The organism is Blautia sp. AF14-40, assembly GCF_003479665.1.
Classification (GTDB): domain Bacteria; phylum Bacillota; class Clostridia; order Lachnospirales; family Lachnospiraceae; genus Fusicatenibacter; species Fusicatenibacter saccharivorans.
This window is the reverse complement of the sequence record NZ_QUHK01000008.1, coordinates 1-16,476: the sequence shown is the minus strand read 5'-3', so window position 1 is coordinate 16,476 and position 16,476 is coordinate 1. Positions and strand designations below refer to the sequence as shown.

Annotated in this window: 15 protein-coding genes; 3 read left to right on the top strand and 12 right to left on the bottom strand. The window is 46.9% G+C overall.

Annotated features, from left to right (window positions below; genetic code table 11):
- Positions 1-20 precede the first annotated feature (20 nt).
- Complete coding sequence (locus DWW13_RS07825; protein ID WP_118719786.1) at positions 21-1,529, bottom strand: NAD(P)H-hydrate dehydratase; 1,509 nt, start codon at positions 1,527-1,529, stop codon at positions 21-23.
- Between the two features lie 89 nt (positions 1,530-1,618).
- Positions 1,619-2,275 carry a redox-sensing transcriptional repressor Rex gene (locus DWW13_RS07820; protein ID WP_022462574.1) on the bottom strand — a complete coding sequence of 219 codons (657 nt, stop codon included), beginning with the start codon at positions 2,273-2,275 and terminating at the stop codon, positions 1,619-1,621.
- A gap of 154 nt (positions 2,276-2,429) precedes the next feature.
- Here DWW13_RS07820 and DWW13_RS07815 point away from each other — a divergent pair, with 154 nt between their 5' ends.
- On the top strand, positions 2,430-4,355 hold the full coding sequence (locus tag DWW13_RS07815) for an ABC-F family ATP-binding cassette domain-containing protein (protein WP_117812762.1): 1,926 nt from the start codon (positions 2,430-2,432) through the stop codon (positions 4,353-4,355).
- A gap of 98 nt (positions 4,356-4,453) precedes the next feature.
- On the opposite strand, the gene DWW13_RS07810 is transcribed toward DWW13_RS07815, so the two are convergent.
- The 4 genes from DWW13_RS07810 to DWW13_RS07795 form a co-directional block, all read right to left on the bottom strand.
- Positions 4,454-5,656: an NADP-dependent isocitrate dehydrogenase gene (locus DWW13_RS07810; protein WP_055217983.1), complete on the bottom strand. Its 1,203-nt coding sequence runs from the start codon at positions 5,654-5,656 to the stop codon at positions 4,454-4,456.
- Positions 5,657-5,821: 165 nt separating this feature from the next.
- Positions 5,822-6,667, bottom strand: coding sequence for a S8 family peptidase (locus tag DWW13_RS07805; RefSeq protein WP_055227885.1), 846 nt, complete (start codon positions 6,665-6,667; stop codon positions 5,822-5,824).
- Positions 6,668-6,754: 87 nt separating this feature from the next.
- Positions 6,755-7,039, bottom strand: coding sequence for a hypothetical protein (locus DWW13_RS07800; RefSeq protein ID WP_118719784.1), 285 nt, complete (start codon positions 7,037-7,039; stop codon positions 6,755-6,757).
- A 114-nt stretch (positions 7,040-7,153) separates the two neighbouring features.
- Positions 7,154-8,521, bottom strand: a complete 1,368-nt coding sequence (locus tag DWW13_RS07795) for an MATE family efflux transporter (protein WP_118719782.1) — start codon at positions 8,519-8,521, stop codon at positions 7,154-7,156.
- A 123-nt stretch (positions 8,522-8,644) separates the two neighbouring features.
- Between DWW13_RS07795 and DWW13_RS07790 the strand changes: the two genes are divergently transcribed.
- Positions 8,645-9,532 carry a LysR family transcriptional regulator gene (locus DWW13_RS07790; RefSeq protein WP_117508979.1) on the top strand — a complete coding sequence of 296 codons (888 nt, stop codon included), beginning with the start codon at positions 8,645-8,647 and terminating at the stop codon, positions 9,530-9,532.
- Here DWW13_RS07790 and DWW13_RS07785 read toward each other — a convergent pair.
- From DWW13_RS07785 to DWW13_RS07775, 3 genes are all read right to left on the bottom strand, one after another.
- Positions 9,501-9,995 carry a GNAT family N-acetyltransferase gene (locus tag DWW13_RS07785; RefSeq protein ID WP_055267834.1) on the bottom strand — a complete coding sequence of 165 codons (495 nt, stop codon included), beginning with the start codon at positions 9,993-9,995 and terminating at the stop codon, positions 9,501-9,503. The genes DWW13_RS07790 and DWW13_RS07785 overlap by 32 nt on opposite strands.
- A gap of 78 nt (positions 9,996-10,073) precedes the next feature.
- Positions 10,074-11,297 (bottom strand): M28 family metallopeptidase, encoded by a 1,224-nt coding sequence (locus tag DWW13_RS07780; RefSeq protein WP_118719780.1) that lies wholly within the window; start codon positions 11,295-11,297, stop codon positions 10,074-10,076.
- Positions 11,298-11,439: 142 nt separating this feature from the next.
- Entirely contained in the window at positions 11,440-12,969 is a 1,530-nt protein-coding gene (locus DWW13_RS07775; protein ID WP_118719778.1) for a spermidine synthase, read from the bottom strand.
- Between the two features lie 51 nt (positions 12,970-13,020).
- On the opposite strand from DWW13_RS07775, the gene DWW13_RS20130 reads away from it, so the two are divergent.
- Positions 13,021-13,095 carry a DUF6783 domain-containing protein gene (locus DWW13_RS20130; RefSeq protein ID WP_373141018.1) on the top strand — a complete coding sequence of 25 codons (75 nt, stop codon included), beginning with the start codon at positions 13,021-13,023 and terminating at the stop codon, positions 13,093-13,095.
- Between the two features lie 38 nt (positions 13,096-13,133).
- On the opposite strand, the gene DWW13_RS19335 is transcribed toward DWW13_RS20130, so the two are convergent.
- From DWW13_RS19335 to tnpA, 3 genes are all read right to left on the bottom strand, one after another.
- The gene (locus DWW13_RS19335) at positions 13,134-13,757 is read right to left on the bottom strand and encodes a prolyl oligopeptidase family serine peptidase (RefSeq protein ID WP_117812756.1); all 624 of its coding nucleotides are present in this window, start codon (positions 13,755-13,757) and stop codon (positions 13,134-13,136) included.
- A gap of 105 nt (positions 13,758-13,862) precedes the next feature.
- Positions 13,863-15,443 carry an ATP-binding cassette domain-containing protein gene (locus DWW13_RS07765; protein WP_117812755.1) on the bottom strand — a complete coding sequence of 527 codons (1,581 nt, stop codon included), beginning with the start codon at positions 15,441-15,443 and terminating at the stop codon, positions 13,863-13,865.
- Positions 15,444-15,838: 395 nt separating this feature from the next.
- Positions 15,839-16,267, bottom strand: a complete 429-nt coding sequence (tnpA, locus tag DWW13_RS07760) for an IS200/IS605 family transposase (protein ID WP_118719776.1) — start codon at positions 16,265-16,267, stop codon at positions 15,839-15,841.
- Between the last annotated feature and the right edge of the window lie 209 nt (positions 16,268-16,476).

Below are 16,476 nucleotides of genomic sequence, written 5' to 3'. Positions count from 1 at the left end.
GTGATTCTGATCTGCTTTGCTCAGATTGACTGCAATCCTCTGATAATCTCGGATGCTGTTACATAGGAAGCACTGCTTTTTTCTTCCGCAGCCTCTCCCGCCTTTCCATGCGCATATGCCGCCAGTGCCGCTGTTTTGGCAAGGCTGATTTTTTTCTCGTTTTTTTCACACTGACGTTTTGCTGCAAAGGCGCCTGTGATTCCCGCGAGCACATCGCCGCTTCCCGCCGTCGCAAGCGCACTGCTTCCGCTTGTGTTTATGTAATACTGCTCACGCCCTTCCTCTGCTGTCACGGTTACGGAATCCTTTCGTACACAGCAGGCCTGGTATTTTTCGGCTGCCCTTCCGGCGCTTCCTGCCGGGTCACGCTGGCATTCTGCAATGGTCATGTGCAGCAGCCGTGCAAGCTCTCCTACATGAGGCGTTAAAATTTTTTCTGCCCGGCAGCCCGAAAGAATCTCTGCATCTTCTGCAATCAGGTTCAGCGCATCTGCATCCAGAACAAGAGGAACTTCTGTGTGCTGCACCGTAAAAACGAGCAGTTCTTTTGCCGTCCGGCTTTTGGAAAGTCCCGGTCCCGCAACAACAGCGTCCGCCCAGGCGAGATCCTGCAGCAGGGCTTCTTCCGGAAGCGGCTCATCCTCCTTCCAGAAATCCGCCATTGCTTCCGGCAGGGCACAGAAAAGCGGCGTACGGTTTCTTTCCTCTGTCACAACCTTTACCATGCCGGCACCGGATGCAAGGACTGCCCTGGCACACAAAACAGCGGCTCCGCACATGGCACCGGAACCGGCAAGTACCAGCACCTTTCCGAAGGTTCCCTTATTTCCCATCGGCGTGCGGGTAAGAAACCGGTCCAGATCTTCTTTTTCCACTGAACCGTACCAGGGCGTCTCCTCTTCTCCTGCATCAAAGCCGATTCCGATATCACGGATCAGGACCTCTCCGGCATATCGTTTTCCGGGATCAAAGAGAAGCCCTGGCTTTGCACAGGCAAATGTCACCGTGGCTCTGGCTTTCACCGCCGCATCAAGGACCTCTCCGGTATCCGTGTGGATCCCCGAAGGGATGTCCACGGCAAGAACAGGAACACCGCTTGCGCAGATTGCTTCCACTGCCCTCCGGTACTCCCCTGCCAGCGGACGGGATACGCCAATTCCAAAGATGGCATCTATGATAACAGTATATTCCCGGAAATCCGGATTCTTAACCTCACGGACCCCATAATTTTCCGCAATTTTCTTCTGTGCTCTCATGCCTTCACTGTATTTTTCCGGATTTCCAAGACAGAACAGTTCCGCATCCACCCCTTTCGTCTTTAAAATCCGTGCAATTGCCGCACCGTCCCCTCCATTATTTCCGGGACCGCACACAGCAAGGACTTTTCCTGTATCCCATGTTCCATTTTGAAGCTCCTCCACGCAGGACAGCGCTGCGCGCTCCATCAGTACCAGGGACGGTACCCCCATGGTTTCGATCGTATTGCGGTCTGCCTGCTTCATCTGTGCTGCTGTAAGAATCCGTTTCATCGCTTTTCCTCCTTTTCCTGCCTTATCCGGAAAGTGAACAGAAAAAGTCTCCGGTTTCCCGAAGACTCTCCTGCTTTTGTTTTGGTTTCTTAATTGTTCTTTGGATGCTCCGCCTCATATCTGGTCAGATTGTAGGAGAGACGCATCAGACTTTCGGAAAGATGGACGTTCTCGACGATCACATCTTTCGGAAGTTTTAAGTTTAGATCGGTATGTGCAAAATTCCAGATTGCTTTTACACCGTTGTCCACGAGAATCTCTGCCATCTCTACCGCTTTTGCTTTTGGCAGTGTCAAAGCCGCAATCTCTACATGGTGTTCCTTGATAAATTCCGGAAGCTCGTCCGCCATGCGGATTTCAATTCCGCGCACGGAGATTCCTTTTAATACCGGGTTGACGTCAAAAATACCGACCGTTTTGAATCCGCTTCTTTCAAAGGCCGCATAATTAGCAAGCGCCTGTCCCAGATTTCCGGCTCCGACAAAAATCATATTGTGGACTCTGTCCAGACCTAAAATTTTTCCAATCTCGCTGTACAGATACCGCACGTTATAACCATACCCCTGCTGGCCGAAGCCGCCGAAATTATTTAAATCCTGGCGAATCTGGGAAGCTGTCACTTTCATCCGCTCGCTCAGCTCACCGGAAGAGATCCGTTCTACTCCGTCCTCCAGCAATTCGCCCAGGTAACGATAATATCTAGGAAGTCTTTTGATAACTGCCCGCGAAATTCCTTTTTCTTCCAAGATAAATTCCTCCTTATTTACACCTGCATATATTCATATTATATATGGTTGATAGAAAATTGTCAAAGATTTCTTGAAATTTTGTGTATTACTCTCTATAATAAGGATGGTGTATTATGTCAAAATACAGAAATATGTTATCTGGAGGAACCACATGATTCTTGCATGTCAGAATATCTCGAAAGCATTCGGGACAACGGAAATTATCAAAAATGCATCTTTTCATATAGAAGAACGCGAAAAAACCGCACTGGTCGGCATCAACGGTGCCGGAAAATCGACGCTGTTAAAAATCATCATCGGCGAAATGAGGGCCGATGAGGGAGAGGTCATCCTCTCCAAAGGAAAGACGATGGGCTATCTCGCCCAGCATCAGGATCTGACCGGACACCTTTCCATTTACCAGGAAGTGCTGACCGCGAAACAGAATCTGATCGATATGGAGGAACGCCTCCGTCAGATGGAAAGTGATATGAATACAAAATCCGGTGCAGAGCTGGATGAACTTCTTTCCACCTACACCCGCCTCTCCCATACCTTTGAACTGGAAAACGGATACGCGTACCGCAGTGAAGTCGTCGGTGTTTTAAAAGGTCTTGGCTTTTCCGAGAGCGATTTTGAAAAACAGGTGGACTCCCTCTCCGGCGGTCAGAAGACCCGCGTGGCACTTGGTAAACTGCTGCTCACCAAACCGGACATCATTCTGCTCGACGAGCCGACCAACCACCTCGATATGGACTCGATCTCCTGGCTCGAAACGTATCTTTTAAATTACAGCGGAGCCGTCCTGATCGTCTCCCATGACCGTTACTTTCTCGACCGCGTTGTCACAAAAGTCGTTGAAGTGGACAATAAAAAAGTAACAACTTTTGAGGGAAACTATACCGCCTACAGTCAAAAAAAAGCAATGCTCCGTGAAGCCGCTTACCATGCCTGGGTCAACCAGCAGCAGGAAATCCACCATCAGGAAGAAGTCATTGCAAAGCTGAAATCTTTCAACCGCGAGAAATCCATCAAACGCGCCGAGAGCCGTGAAAAAATGCTGGACAAAATGGATGTGCTGGAAAAGCCGACCGAAGTACGCTCCGATATGCGGATCCGTCTGGAACCGCGCATCACAAGCGGAAACGATGTGCTGACCGTCGAGCACCTCTCCAAAGCCTTCCCGGGACAGACGCTTTTCCAGGATCTGAATTTCGAAATCAAGCGCGGGGAGCGCGTCGCAATCATCGGAAACAACGGAACGGGAAAAACGACGATCTTAAAGATCTTAAACGAAGTCATCCGCCCGGATGCCGGCTCTTTTACACTTGGAAGCCGTGTACAGATCGGTTACTACGATCAGGAGCATCAGGTGCTCCACATGGAAAAGACCATTTTCCAGGAGATTTCCGACGCGTATCCGTATCTGACAAACACCGAAATCCGAAATGTGCTGGCCGCCTTCCTGTTTACAAACGACGATGTCTTCCAACCGATTCATACCTTGAGCGGCGGTGAGCGCGGACGAATTTCTCTTGCCAAGCTGATGCTCTCGAACGCCAACTTCCTGATCCTCGACGAGCCGACCAACCACCTCGATATCGTATCAAAGGAGATTCTGGAAAACGCGCTGAAGGATTACACTGGAACGGTACTGTACGTTTCCCACGACCGTTACTTTATCAATCAGACTGCAACCCGGATTCTGGAGCTGACGGGACAAACACTCGTCAACTATATCGGAAATTACGATTACTATCTGGAGAAAAAAGAAGAGCTGACCCGCATCTATGCTCCTGCTGCCGATGCCGCCGCTCCGGAAGAAACAGCGGCTCCTTCCGAAGCCTCCTCCACAAAGCTGGACTGGAAAGCGCAGAAAGAAGAACAGGCACGTCTCCGCAAGAAAGAAAACGAGCTGAAAAAGACGGAGAAACGAATTGAAGAGCTTGAGACACGCGATTCGGAAATTGATGAGGAAATGTCGAAACCGGAAGTCGCAACGAATGTGGCAGAGTGTGTGAAATTAAGCAAAGAGAAAGCAGAGATTGCCGCGGAACTCGAAGAGCTGTATGAAAAATGGGAAGAGCTTGCCGAATAGGCCTGGTTTTCCCCGGAAAATTCAAAACAGAAAAAGCCGGTCCGGCGCATCCCTTTTTGCGGGAATGCCGGATCGGCTTTCTTTTTTGCTTCGTTTAATTATTTCTCCAGCTCCTCGCGGATGGCCAGGATGAAATCACGGCTGTTTAATACGGTCGGATTTTCCATGGTGGTGATCAGCGCAAGGTCTTTTGTCATTTTTCCGCTCTCGATCGTTGCGATCGTTGCTTTTTCCAGACGGTCTGCAAATGCGGAAAGTTCTGCGTTTCCATCCATTTCCCCGCGTTTTCTGAGTGCGCCGGTCCATGCAAAAATGGTGGCCACGGAGTTGGTGGATGTCTCCTCACCTTTTAAGTGACGGTAATAGTGGCGCTGTACGGTTCCGTGCGCAGCCTCGTACTCGTAATATCCGTGCGGGGATACGAGAACAGAAGTCATCATCGCAAGGGAACCGAAGGCGGAGGATACCATGTCGCTCATGACATCGCCGTCGTAGTTCTTGCAGGCCCAGATAAAGCCGCCCTCTGCTTTCATGATGCGGGCAACGGCGTCGTCGATCAGAGTGTAGAAGTAGGTAATGCCTGCTTCTGCAAATTTCTCTTTGTACTCTGCATCGAAGATCTCCTGGAAGATATCCTTGAAGCGGTGATCATACTTCTTGGAAATCGTATCCTTGCTTGCAAACCACAGATCCTGTTTCGTGGACAGTGCGTACTCGAAACAGCTTCTCGCAAAGCTTTCTATGGAGTTATCCAGATTGTGCATGCCCTGAATGACACCGGCGCCGGTGAAGTTGTGGATCAGCTCTCTTGTCTCGGTGCCGTCCTCAGCCGTATAAACCAGCTCTGCTTTTCCCGGTCCCGGAATGCGCATTTCTGCATTTTTATAGACATCTCCGTATGCATGACGGGCAATCGTGATCGGTTTTTTCCAGTTGCGCACGCACGGCTCGATGCCTTTTACGACAATCGGGGTACGGAAAACGGTTCCGTCGAGCATGGCACGGATCGTTCCGTTCGGGCTCTTCCACATTTCTTTCAGATTGTACTCGGTCATACGCGCTGCATTCGGCGTAATGGTGGCACATTTGACTGCTACACCGTATTTCTTGGTAGCGTTTGCGGAATCTACGGTTACCTGATCGTTCGTCTCGTTTCTGTGTTCCAGTCCCAGATCGTAATATTCCGTTTTCAGGTCAATAAACGGGAGAAGCAGCTCATCTTTGATCATTTTCCAGAGAATTCTGGTCATCTCATCTCCATCCATCTCTACCAGAGGAGTGGTCATCTGAATTTTTTCCATAGTAGGCCTCCTTTTTCTATTCCCGTTTATTGTATAAAGTATCCTATAGCTTGTCAAGTCAAAATTCGCCTGATTTTTTGGTATTTTCCCATAAATTCACACAATTTTTGCAGGATGAGAGGTGTTTTCCTTCATTTTTCTTTTTTTATGCTGCCGCACAGTGCCTCACAGAAGAGACAGAAAACGGTCTGTTTGAAGCATCCCATGCCCCTGACGGTTGCGCGGAAGGCCAAGGTCTCTCGCCGATTCGCAAAGCAGCATTTTCGCCTGGACATTTGTAAGATCCGGAACCCGTTCAAGTGCCAAAGCCACGGCTCCGGACACCCGCGGTGCCGCCATCGAGGTGCCGCTCTTCACCACATATTCCTTCCTGCTTCTTCCAGGCGCGCAGGAAATGAGACGTTTTCCAGGCGCGACAAGATCCGGTTTGCAGACGCAGTCCCGTGTCGGGCCGCATCCGGAGATTCCTCTTCTTGGCTCCAGCAGATCGCCCGCTCCCACGGTGATCACTTTTCTGCTGCTCCCCGGCGCCGTAATACTGCCCGGAGCGGGTCCCAGATTTCCGGCCGCTGTCACAACAGTGATCCCGTCATCCCAGGCGCGCTCCACCGCCTGTACTAGCAGATCATCCACCGTTTTTTCCTGCTCTGTTGTTCCCACTGAAATATTTAAAATGCGGATATTAAGTCTTATTCGCTCTTTGCACACCCAGTCAATCGCCGCGAGGATATCCTGCTTTCTTCCATTTCCCCTTCGGTCCAGAATCTTCACTACGACAAACCGGCATCCCGGTGCCGCACCCTGGTATTTTCCGCCGGACGCTCTTCCACTTCCGCCAAGGATACCACAGACATGCGTTCCGTGTCCATTGTCATCGTAAGGCGTCTCCCGCCCGTACACAAGATCCCGGAAGGCTACAATCCGGCCGTCAAAATCCATATGGGGAAAAATCCCTGTATCCAGCACGGCGGCTGTAATTCCTTTTCCTGTCAGATTTTCCTGCTCTTTCATCCATAAGCCCCTGTGTATTCTTATTTTATGGTATGCAAAAAGGGCTGCCTTTCACAAAGAACAGCCTTTTTGTTTTTCCTTTCTATTCTAAAACCGAATCTGCTTTTCGCCTTTTTGTTTCCAGAGAACCACTGCAAGCGGGATGCCGCAGAGCTCAGCCAGGATAAAGGCACCCCAGATCAGATTCAGGTTCTCAATCCCTTTGAAAAGGAACGCAAACACCAGCGGCAGAATTGCCTGGCGTATCATGGATATGTACATACTTTCTTTTCCAAGGGAAAGTCCCTGCAACGCCGCCTGATAGATCAGACCTGGAATCGAAAGCAGATAGGCGACCGACAGAATGCGGAGCGCCGGGACTCCAATGCGCATCAGATTGTCCGAGGCATCATATTGTATGTATGGCAATAAAAAACAGGAAGATATCTGCCAAAACCGTTTCGGTAAAGATCTTCCTGTCCTTTTTTCAGAAACTTTTCAAAAACATTACTTCTGCTGCTCCATTCGCTTCAATTCCGGCAGAACCAGAATCAGCATGGTGATAAAGCAGAGACTTCCGCCGATTACGTTTGATACCGGTTCGGCAAGGAAGACACCGTCCGTTCCCATGTGGAGTACGTACGGCATCAGATAGGTGAGCGGTACAACAATGAAGACTTTTCGGAGCAGGGAGAAAAAGATCGCCTGTTTCTTTTTATTCAGAGATTTGAATACGGTCTGTCCAATGTACTGCAGATCCATGAAAATGAATGCTGCAAAGTACTGCTTCAGAGCCGGAACCGCATCTGCGGTCAGTACCGCATCCGAACTGAAAATACCGATCAGCGCATGCGGCGCCAGAACAATCACGCTCCACATCACTGCGGTATAGCCGAGGATCATCGCACTCATGACACACATCGCCTTGCGCACGCGGGCCGGACGGCGTGCACCGTAATTATAGCTCAAAATTGGAGAAGTTCCCTCATTCATTGCATAGATCGGTGTCTCGACGAGCTGACGCACGCTCGATACGATCGTCATAACAGAGATGTAAATATCACCGCCGGTCACAGAAAGTACATTGTTACAGCAGATCGTGACAAGGCTGTTGGTCAGCTGCATGATAAATCCGGCGGTACCGAGACTGACAATATTTTTCGCATAGCCTGCACACTCAGAAATTTCATCTTTCCGCACAAAGCGCACTTTCAGTTCCGATTTCCGGGTCAGGAAATACAGAACGAACACTGCGGAAAGTGTCTGGGAAATCACAGTTGCAATCGCAGCCCCCTGCACACCAAAACCAAATACAAAGATAAACAGCGGGTCAAGCAGCAGGTTTGCGACCGCTCCGATCGTGACGGAAAGCATACCAACGGTCGAGTAGCCCTGCGCGTTGATGAACGGGTTCATGCCGGTTGCCACCATCGACGGCAAAGTTCCGATCAGATAAATCATCATATAAGGATACGCGTATACCATCGCATCTGCCGATGCACCGAACAGTGACAGCAGTGGACGGGCAAACAAAAAGCCGATCACCATCAGTATGACAGCACAGACACATACCATGGAATACGACGTATTCATAATACGTTCCGCCTTTTTTTGATCATTCTTTCCACGCTCAATCGAAAACAGCGGAGCGCCGCCGCTTCCAAACAAGTTGCTGAATGCTGTGATGATAACGATCAGCGGAAAGCACAGACCGACTGCACCGAGTGCCGCCGTTCCTACCTCCGGGATCCGCGCGATGTAGACGCGGTCTACAATATTGTACAGCAGACTCAAAATCTGAGCAACCAGCATCGGGAGCGCTGCCCCGAAGATGTTTCCGGTTACGGTTCCATGTTCGAAATCAATTCGTTTCATTTGTTCCCTCATTCCCTTCTTTTTCACTTGCTTTTCAGTATAGCATGGCGTATTCTATATGTAAATTATTGTTTTTATATTGAAATTGAATAATTTTTATATAGTTTTTTCAGGAGGATTTTTATGGAACTTCGACAACTCGAATACTTCCGCGCCATCGTGGACGCGGGAACCATCAGCGGGGCGGCACGGGTGCTGCATATGACACAGCCGCCGTTAAGTTATCAGATCAAAATGCTGGAGGAAGAGCTTCAGGTGCCTCTTCTCATCCGCGGTACAAAGAAAATCACCCTGACCGAGGCAGGAAAAACACTGTATGAACAGGCAGGAACGCTTCTGATGCTTGCGGATCTCACCAGGCGCGAAGTCGTAAAATCCAGTCAGTCTGCGACACTCCACATCGGCATGACGCCATCCACCGTTTCGCTGCTCGCCGACTATCTCCTGCGATTTTCCCGGAAATACCCGCACATCCATTTTGATGTCCACGAGGGTTCTACCTTTGCTTTAAAAGACCAGCTCGAAAATCACATGGTGGATCTCACCACGCTCCGCACGCCAATCGTTTTAAATGGTTGCGAGACGAAGACCCTTTTAAAAGAGAGCATCACCGCCATGGCACTCCCTTCTCACCCGCTTTTTGCCGGGCGTGAAACCCTTTCGCTTACGGAACTTGCCGAGCAGCCGCTGATTCTGTCGAACCGCTACCGGAAATACATGCTCTCCGCTTTCGAGCAGGCGGGTCTGTTCTGCGATATCTATCTCACCTGCGAGGACGCCCGCACGGCAATGACAATGGCAGAAAAAGGCCTTGGCATCGCTCTTCTGCCGGCCTCCATGCTGAATCTTACCCATAAATTAAAGGCCTGCACCATCACAGATGCAGACCTTACAACCGAAATCCTGCTTGCCTGGCGCAAGGGGCGCCTTCCGTCTGAACTTCGGGCTTTTCTGGAATTGTGGGATGAAAATGACTCCCTCAATAATCAAATTCATGTTCCCCAACCGTAATCGTCTGCGTCAGTTTTTCATTCAGATACGGTTTACGAATCTCAATTAGATTCAGAACGGTGTAACCACGCTTTCCCAAAAATTCAATCATCCTGTGGTTATTGGGATGGACATAGTTGTAAACCGTATCGTTTCCATAAGAAGCTGCAATTTCTTCTGCCTTGCCATGCAGTGCGGCAGCAACTCCCTGCCGGCGGTACTCTTCTCTGACAAAGATGGATTCCACCCACACCACCTCGCTCTCAATACGACAGACAACATAACCTGCGTATTCGCCATGCACCGTGGCGGCAAACACTGGAAATCCTGCTAAAAGGTATTCCTTCATTTCTTCCCGTCCGTCTTCCACGTTCGGTTTTGATGCAATTCCTTTATAGGAACGCAGTTCTACTCGAAACAGCGCAACCATTTCTGCAAGGGCATCGTTTACCTGCCTGATTTCTACCAGTTCTATTTTTTTCATGGTTTCTCTCTCCTGCCACTGTCGTTCTTTTTCCTATTTGCAATTCGTCTCGCTGCTCATATCCGTGATCGAAGTATATCAGGCTTCTTTTCTCTTGCGAAACAAATATTCATCCAATTGTTTCCGAATCGTTTCCGGTATTTCTCTTGCCACCGGGCAGACCGCTGCGTTTGCGAATCTTCCGGTAAATACTGTCAGGAAATCAATATCTTTTTGCAGCTGCTCCATCGACATCACATCTTTGACATCGTAGCGGCAGTGAATCGGGGCGACATTTCCGTTGGCAATACGCGCAAACGAAACAGCCGGAACCCCATGATCGGCAAATGGTGTGGAATCACTGGAATAGACGCCGTTTTCTGCCGCAATTGGAAATCCAACTTCTGCAGCCATATAGCTGATGTAATGGGTAAGCTTTTCTTCTGCCGATACACAGGCGATAAATTTTCCCATATACGTTCCGATCATGTCCAGATTGATGTTCAGTACTGTTTGTCTCAGTTCTTTTTCATGATCTCTGACATACGCTTTCGATCCTAAAAGTCCTCTTTCTTCGCTTCCGCAGAATACAAACCGAAGACCATAATTCAGCTCTTTCCCTTTCATCTGCTCCATGATTCCAAGAAGCCCTGCGCATCCGCTCATGTTGTCATATGCACCATGCGAAAGCGATGTCGTATCATAATGCGCGCTTAAAACGATCCATTCTTCTCTTTTTCCCGGCAATTCTGCAATCACATTATGGGATTCTCCATCGTATTCCTTCTGCCGGATTTCCAGACGGATCTGTTTTACTTTATTTTTCACAAGTTCTACTGCCTGTGCGGAGTGAATCATAGCGCAGAGCACTTTCTTTTTCTCTCCGACAACGGCTTCCCGAAGATCTCTCTGATCAATGTCTGTATGTGGGTAATAGCTGTTTCCATATTGGAACAGAATCGCTTTCGCGCCTGCTTTCATCAAATCCTGGTACGCAAAAAATCCGATTCCCTGCGTATCCATCAGCACAATTTTATCTTTTGCACCGGCAACGGAAACCGGATCGGTTCCCGGCATATAGTAGAGTTCGCCTTCGACACTTCCGCTTCCGCAGCATGTGAGAGCTTTGCATGAAATTTCCATCCCGTCTGCATACAAATGTGCCTCTTCGATTTCGCCCATCGCAACGCGGAAACCTTCCAGTTTTGCCGGGACTCCTAATGTTTCACACTGCTCCTTTAAATAGTTTGCAACCTGCAATTCTTCTTTTGTACCGCTTGCATGTACAAAATCTGTCTGGTCAAAAATAGATTGTAGCTTCATATTTTTAGTTCTCCTTTATAACCATTTTTTCTGTATATCATTTGCTAACATAACCATGTTATTTCGTACAACTTTTTTTTAAAACTGTGATGGTGTATCTGTTCCTCTTTCTCATTCCCATGATTTATGTTTTTTCCAGAGCTCAGAGAGACTCGATCAGTCCTTTGATTCCCTGCTCTTTATAGATATCTTTATAGTATTGGACTTCATCCTTGATCAGCTCATCGATCACCTGCATGCCAAGCAGCTCCACCGGCGCCTGGTCATCTGTGAGGATATAATTTCCTTTCTGATATTCTGTAAGATTTGACGTAACTTCCTGCATCATATTTTTCAGGTTTGCGTTTGTAAGTTCCCCCGTATGTTTCGTCAGATTCTTTACGATGTCCGGATTGTCCGACGCAAAGAGTTCCCGGTTGGACGATCCTGCCACATCCACTGTAACCGCTGTATCAAAGACACTTCCAATCGTATCCGAAAGGTACTGATTGATGTTTCCTTCCTTCATTCCACGCATATTCATGTTTACCACCATAACGCCATCGTCCTTCAGATGTGATTTGACCAGTTCAAAGAACTCTTTGGAGGACATCTGGAATGGAATTGTGATATCCTGATATGCATCGACCATAATCACATCATACGTTTTCTGCGATGCATTTAAAAACGCTCTTCCATCGTAAGTAGTCACCGGAATATCCTCGGAAAGTGAAAAATATTTCCGCGAGAGATCCGTGATCTTTTCATCAATCTCTACACCCTCAATGTTCATGTTCCCAAAATATTTCTTACACTGTGTGGCGTAGGTTCCCGTACCCATGCCAAGGATCAGCACATCCATCTGATCTGTCGGCTTGTCTTTGAGCATAAGCGGCGCCGCCATCGCATAATCATAGTACATTCCGGTCAGTTCATCCTGTTTCATATAGACAGACTGTACGCCAAACAGAACATTGGTAGACAATGCTACTCTCTCATCATTTTCGTACACCTGAAGATAGTTGTATACAGACTCTCCCTCATATGTCAGGTTGTTTTCCCAGAATGCGAAGGAATCGGAATAACCTGTTCCACAGCAGAACGCGAAAATAAGTACCGATGCAATCACTTTCTTTTTCCCTGCTTTTTCCATCACAAAATACACGATGGATAACGCAAGTAAAATTCCCGCAAAGATCAGAAAAGTGATCGATGTTCCAACCGTTTTTCCGTTATCATCCAGATTGCTCACCGAATATTTGACCAGCGACGGAGTTACCGTACCCAGTAAAAATAACGGGAACACAAAAATTACCATACAGGCCACAAACGCAGCCAGGATCAGAAAATTGTTATTTACGGAAAAAATCAGAACCGCAGAAATGCCAACAATGATATATTTTCCGACCACGGGAATTAACGCAATCCATAAAGCAGCTACGATGATACGTCCATAGAGCTTGTCCGGATTGGGCGACTTGTCCGCCGTTCTGCCTCCATAGATATTTCCCAGTGCCATAGCAATCATGATGGTTCCGATGATGATCGTCCATACAATCTGTGAAGAACTAAAATACGGGGCAAGCAGCCTGCTCGCACCAAGTTCTACCGCCATCACAGACATTCCGGAAAAAAATTCTGTCAGATACAAAAATAACTTGTTTTTTAAGATGCCACGATTTTTTCTTTCCATGTCGACTCCTTTTTTATTTTATCTTTTTGCTGCCATCATGCCGGCAAAAGAGTGAAACATACCGCAAAATGGAACGCACAGAATGCGGAAATGATTTTTCAAACGCGCTCTACTATCATACTATAGACTTCTTTGGAATTTTGCAATATATTTTTCCATGACTCTTAATGTCCAAACAGCCATCCCATAATTTTTTCATCCCGACAGAACAGATAACCGCCTCCGTGCTGATAAGTCACTTTCGTTCCTGCAAAGTAATTTTTCTCTTTTATATCCAGTACCAGCAAATTGTCTATTTCGGATTTTGCTAAACCCTGCTCTGCATACAGCTCATATAAAATCTGATACGCTTCTTTAAACGGTTCTGATCCATAATATTCATCACTTTCGCCAATCACAAAATAGACCGGTGTTTTTGCCTCTGTCACCGGTTCATATGCTCCATCCCATTTGGAGCTGCACATGAGCGCTGCAGTAAACAGTTCCGGCTTTTTTCCCAGGATCAGCGCCAGCGTTTCTCCTCCGCCGGAATAGCCGTTACTATATACTTTTTCCGGTTCTGCTGCCCCTTCTGATGCTGCTGTTCTTTCTGTTTCTTCCAGCTCTGTCATTTCTTCTGTGTTTCTTTTTTCTTCTGTATCCTTTGAATCCTCTATCTGTTCAGATCCCGCTGCCGGAACATCCATATTCCTTTTTCCAGCGCTTTTAAAAAACTGTCTGGATAGCAGAAGCGATATAGCAAAAATAGCAAAGCAAACCGTAATCAGCATTATTTTTCTTTTTGTCATAATGTGAATTCCTCCTTTTTTTACTATTTTTAATCATAGCAAAACGAGACCTCCATAAGAAGTCTCGTTTTTTTTCAGTCATAACCTTTCCGTTTATTCTTCTGGTCAAAGCTCTACCACTTTCGTTGCCAGCTTTTTGGCAAACCTTGCATCATGCTCCACGATCAGCATCGTTGGCTGGAACTGCGCAATCAGTTTCTCAATCTGCATCCGTGAAAATACATCAATATAATTCAGCGGTTCATCCCACAGATAGAGATGCGCAGGTGTTAAAAGGCTGGCAGCAATCAATACTTTTTTCTTCTGTCCCTCGGAAAATTCCTCCATGTTTTTTACAAACTGTTCTCTGTCCAGATCCAGGCTGCGCAACATGGAAAGGAGCATTGGCTCATCAATTTCCTGCTTTTTGGCAAATTCTTTCAGCGTTCCGGACAGATGCGAGGTATCCTGGTTGATATAGGAAATAACGAGATTTGAGGCAATCGAACAGGTACCCGTTGCCATTATATTTTCGCCGGAAAGATTTTCGCATCCGGACATCGTAATTTTCCGCTTTTCGATTCCGCCATTGGAAGAATTTTGCAGGTTCTGCGTCAGAATATACTTGATCAGGCTGGATTTTCCACAGCCATTTTTTCCTTTCAGAAAAACACGGTCTCCTTGTTTCAGTTCAAAATTCAATCCGGTGATCACATTCTCTTTTCCATCCCGGTATTTTAAGGAAAAATCCCTGCATTCGATCAGCCGTTCTTTGTAATGGGAAAGCGGCATAATCTTTAAATCTTTTACCGTTTCGATATCTTTTAACAGCCCTTCCTTTTTCTCGATCTCCCGGTCCATTCTCTCCTCGTACGCTTTGACGCGCGACTGCATTTTCTTCGTCTTTGCTCCGATATACGATCGTGTCGATATCGATCTGTCATGTTCTTTGGCTGGATCATATCCAATCTTGGTATTTTCATTTTTTTCTGCCCAGCGCGAAGAACAATCGGCGGCTGCCTTTAGTTTTCCAATTTCTTTTACACGTTTTTCATGTTCCATTCTGGCAAAATGATCTGCTTTTTCCTTGTTTTCCCACCAGCTGGAAAAATTGCCGCTCTGTACTTCGATCGAGGCCCGGTTTAAAACCAGCACATGATCGATGCAGGCATCCAGCAGATCCCTGTCGTGGGATACCAGAATAAATCCTTTTTTTGACGCCAGATATTTTTTGATAATCTCTCTGGCGTCCTGATCCAAATGGTTGGTGGGTTCATCGATCAGCAGAAAATCATTTTCACCGGAAAAAAGGACTGCAAGCATAACCCTGGTCCGCTCCCCAAAGCTTAACGTACCAAATGGTCTGTACAAAAGTTCTGCGTCCATATCCAGTTTTTCCAATTCACAAAGAACTCTCCAGCTCTCTACTCCCGCTTTCCAGTCTTCCATCAGCTCCGCTGCTGTCCGTTCCAGATCTTTTTGTTTCACCGGATACGGAAAATAATCGAAGACAACCGAGCGGGTGATCGCTCCCTGGTATTCGTATTTTCCCAGGAGTAACTGAAGAAACGTTGTCTTTCCCTTTCCGTTTCTTCCCACAAAACCAAGCTTCCAGCTGGTGTCGATTGAAAACGATACATTTTCAAAGATTGTATCATAACTTCCTTCATACCCAAAAGTTAGATTACTGACATTGATCTGTGCCATAAAAACTCCCTTCTGCCTGTTTTTCTTTTTCTCACGTATAAAAAATTCTGCCTAGAGTATTTAAAAAGCGAGCCCGCTTTGCGTACGCAAAACAGACCCGCATCCTAAACAGACACAGCGTGCATGGCACTGGTGTCGGAACATAACGAATCGTCTGAGTATCTAATTTAAGCGTACACAAAATAACCTGTTTCAAACAGGTCCTATCAAAATACAATTGTGTTTTCCAGCTTAAATTATTTCAGATACATTCCCTCACCTTTACACGTTCATGTTCTTTCTTTTTTTCTAGTTAGCAACCACCAGTTCAACTGGTGGTTTATTATTAGCCCTCCAAAGGGCTATTGTTACTATTCGCCCCAAAGGGCGGTATCGCAAGCACTTTTGCTGGCCCGCTATAAAGCGGTACTACTCGAATCTTCTCGTCTCGATTCTTCTGCTTGCTCTTTTATATACTTTTGAACTGCTTCATCTGTTATATTGCCAATCGTTTCAACATAATATCCTCTAGCCCAAAACGCTTTATCCCATTTACTTTGCAACTCAGGATGCCTGTCATAAATCACTAATGTGCTTTTTCCTTTCAGATACCCCATAAAATCTGATACTCTGAGTTTTGGTGGAATTGCTACGCTTAAATGTACATGATCTATACATACCGCTCCTGCAATTATCTCTACATTTTTATACTGGCATAAAGTTGCTATTATCTCTCGGACATCTCTGCGTATTCTCCCATACAATACCTTCTTTCGGTATTTAGGAATAAACACAATGTGATACTGGCATTTCCAACGAGTATGTGATAAACTTTTATTGTCCATTTGGACCGCCTCCTTTGATTTTGAGTTTGGCTTGCGACACCATTCTCATTCTATCACAGGAGGCTTTATTTTGTTATCCTCACCACTTCCGACTACTCTATTCTCCCCAGCATAGCTGGGGGATTAGACTTTTCATTTAAGAGTTAAGTAAAAGGGGCTGTCGCACTAAGTGAACCGCTCCCCGTCAAGTAGACAATTGAAAAAATATA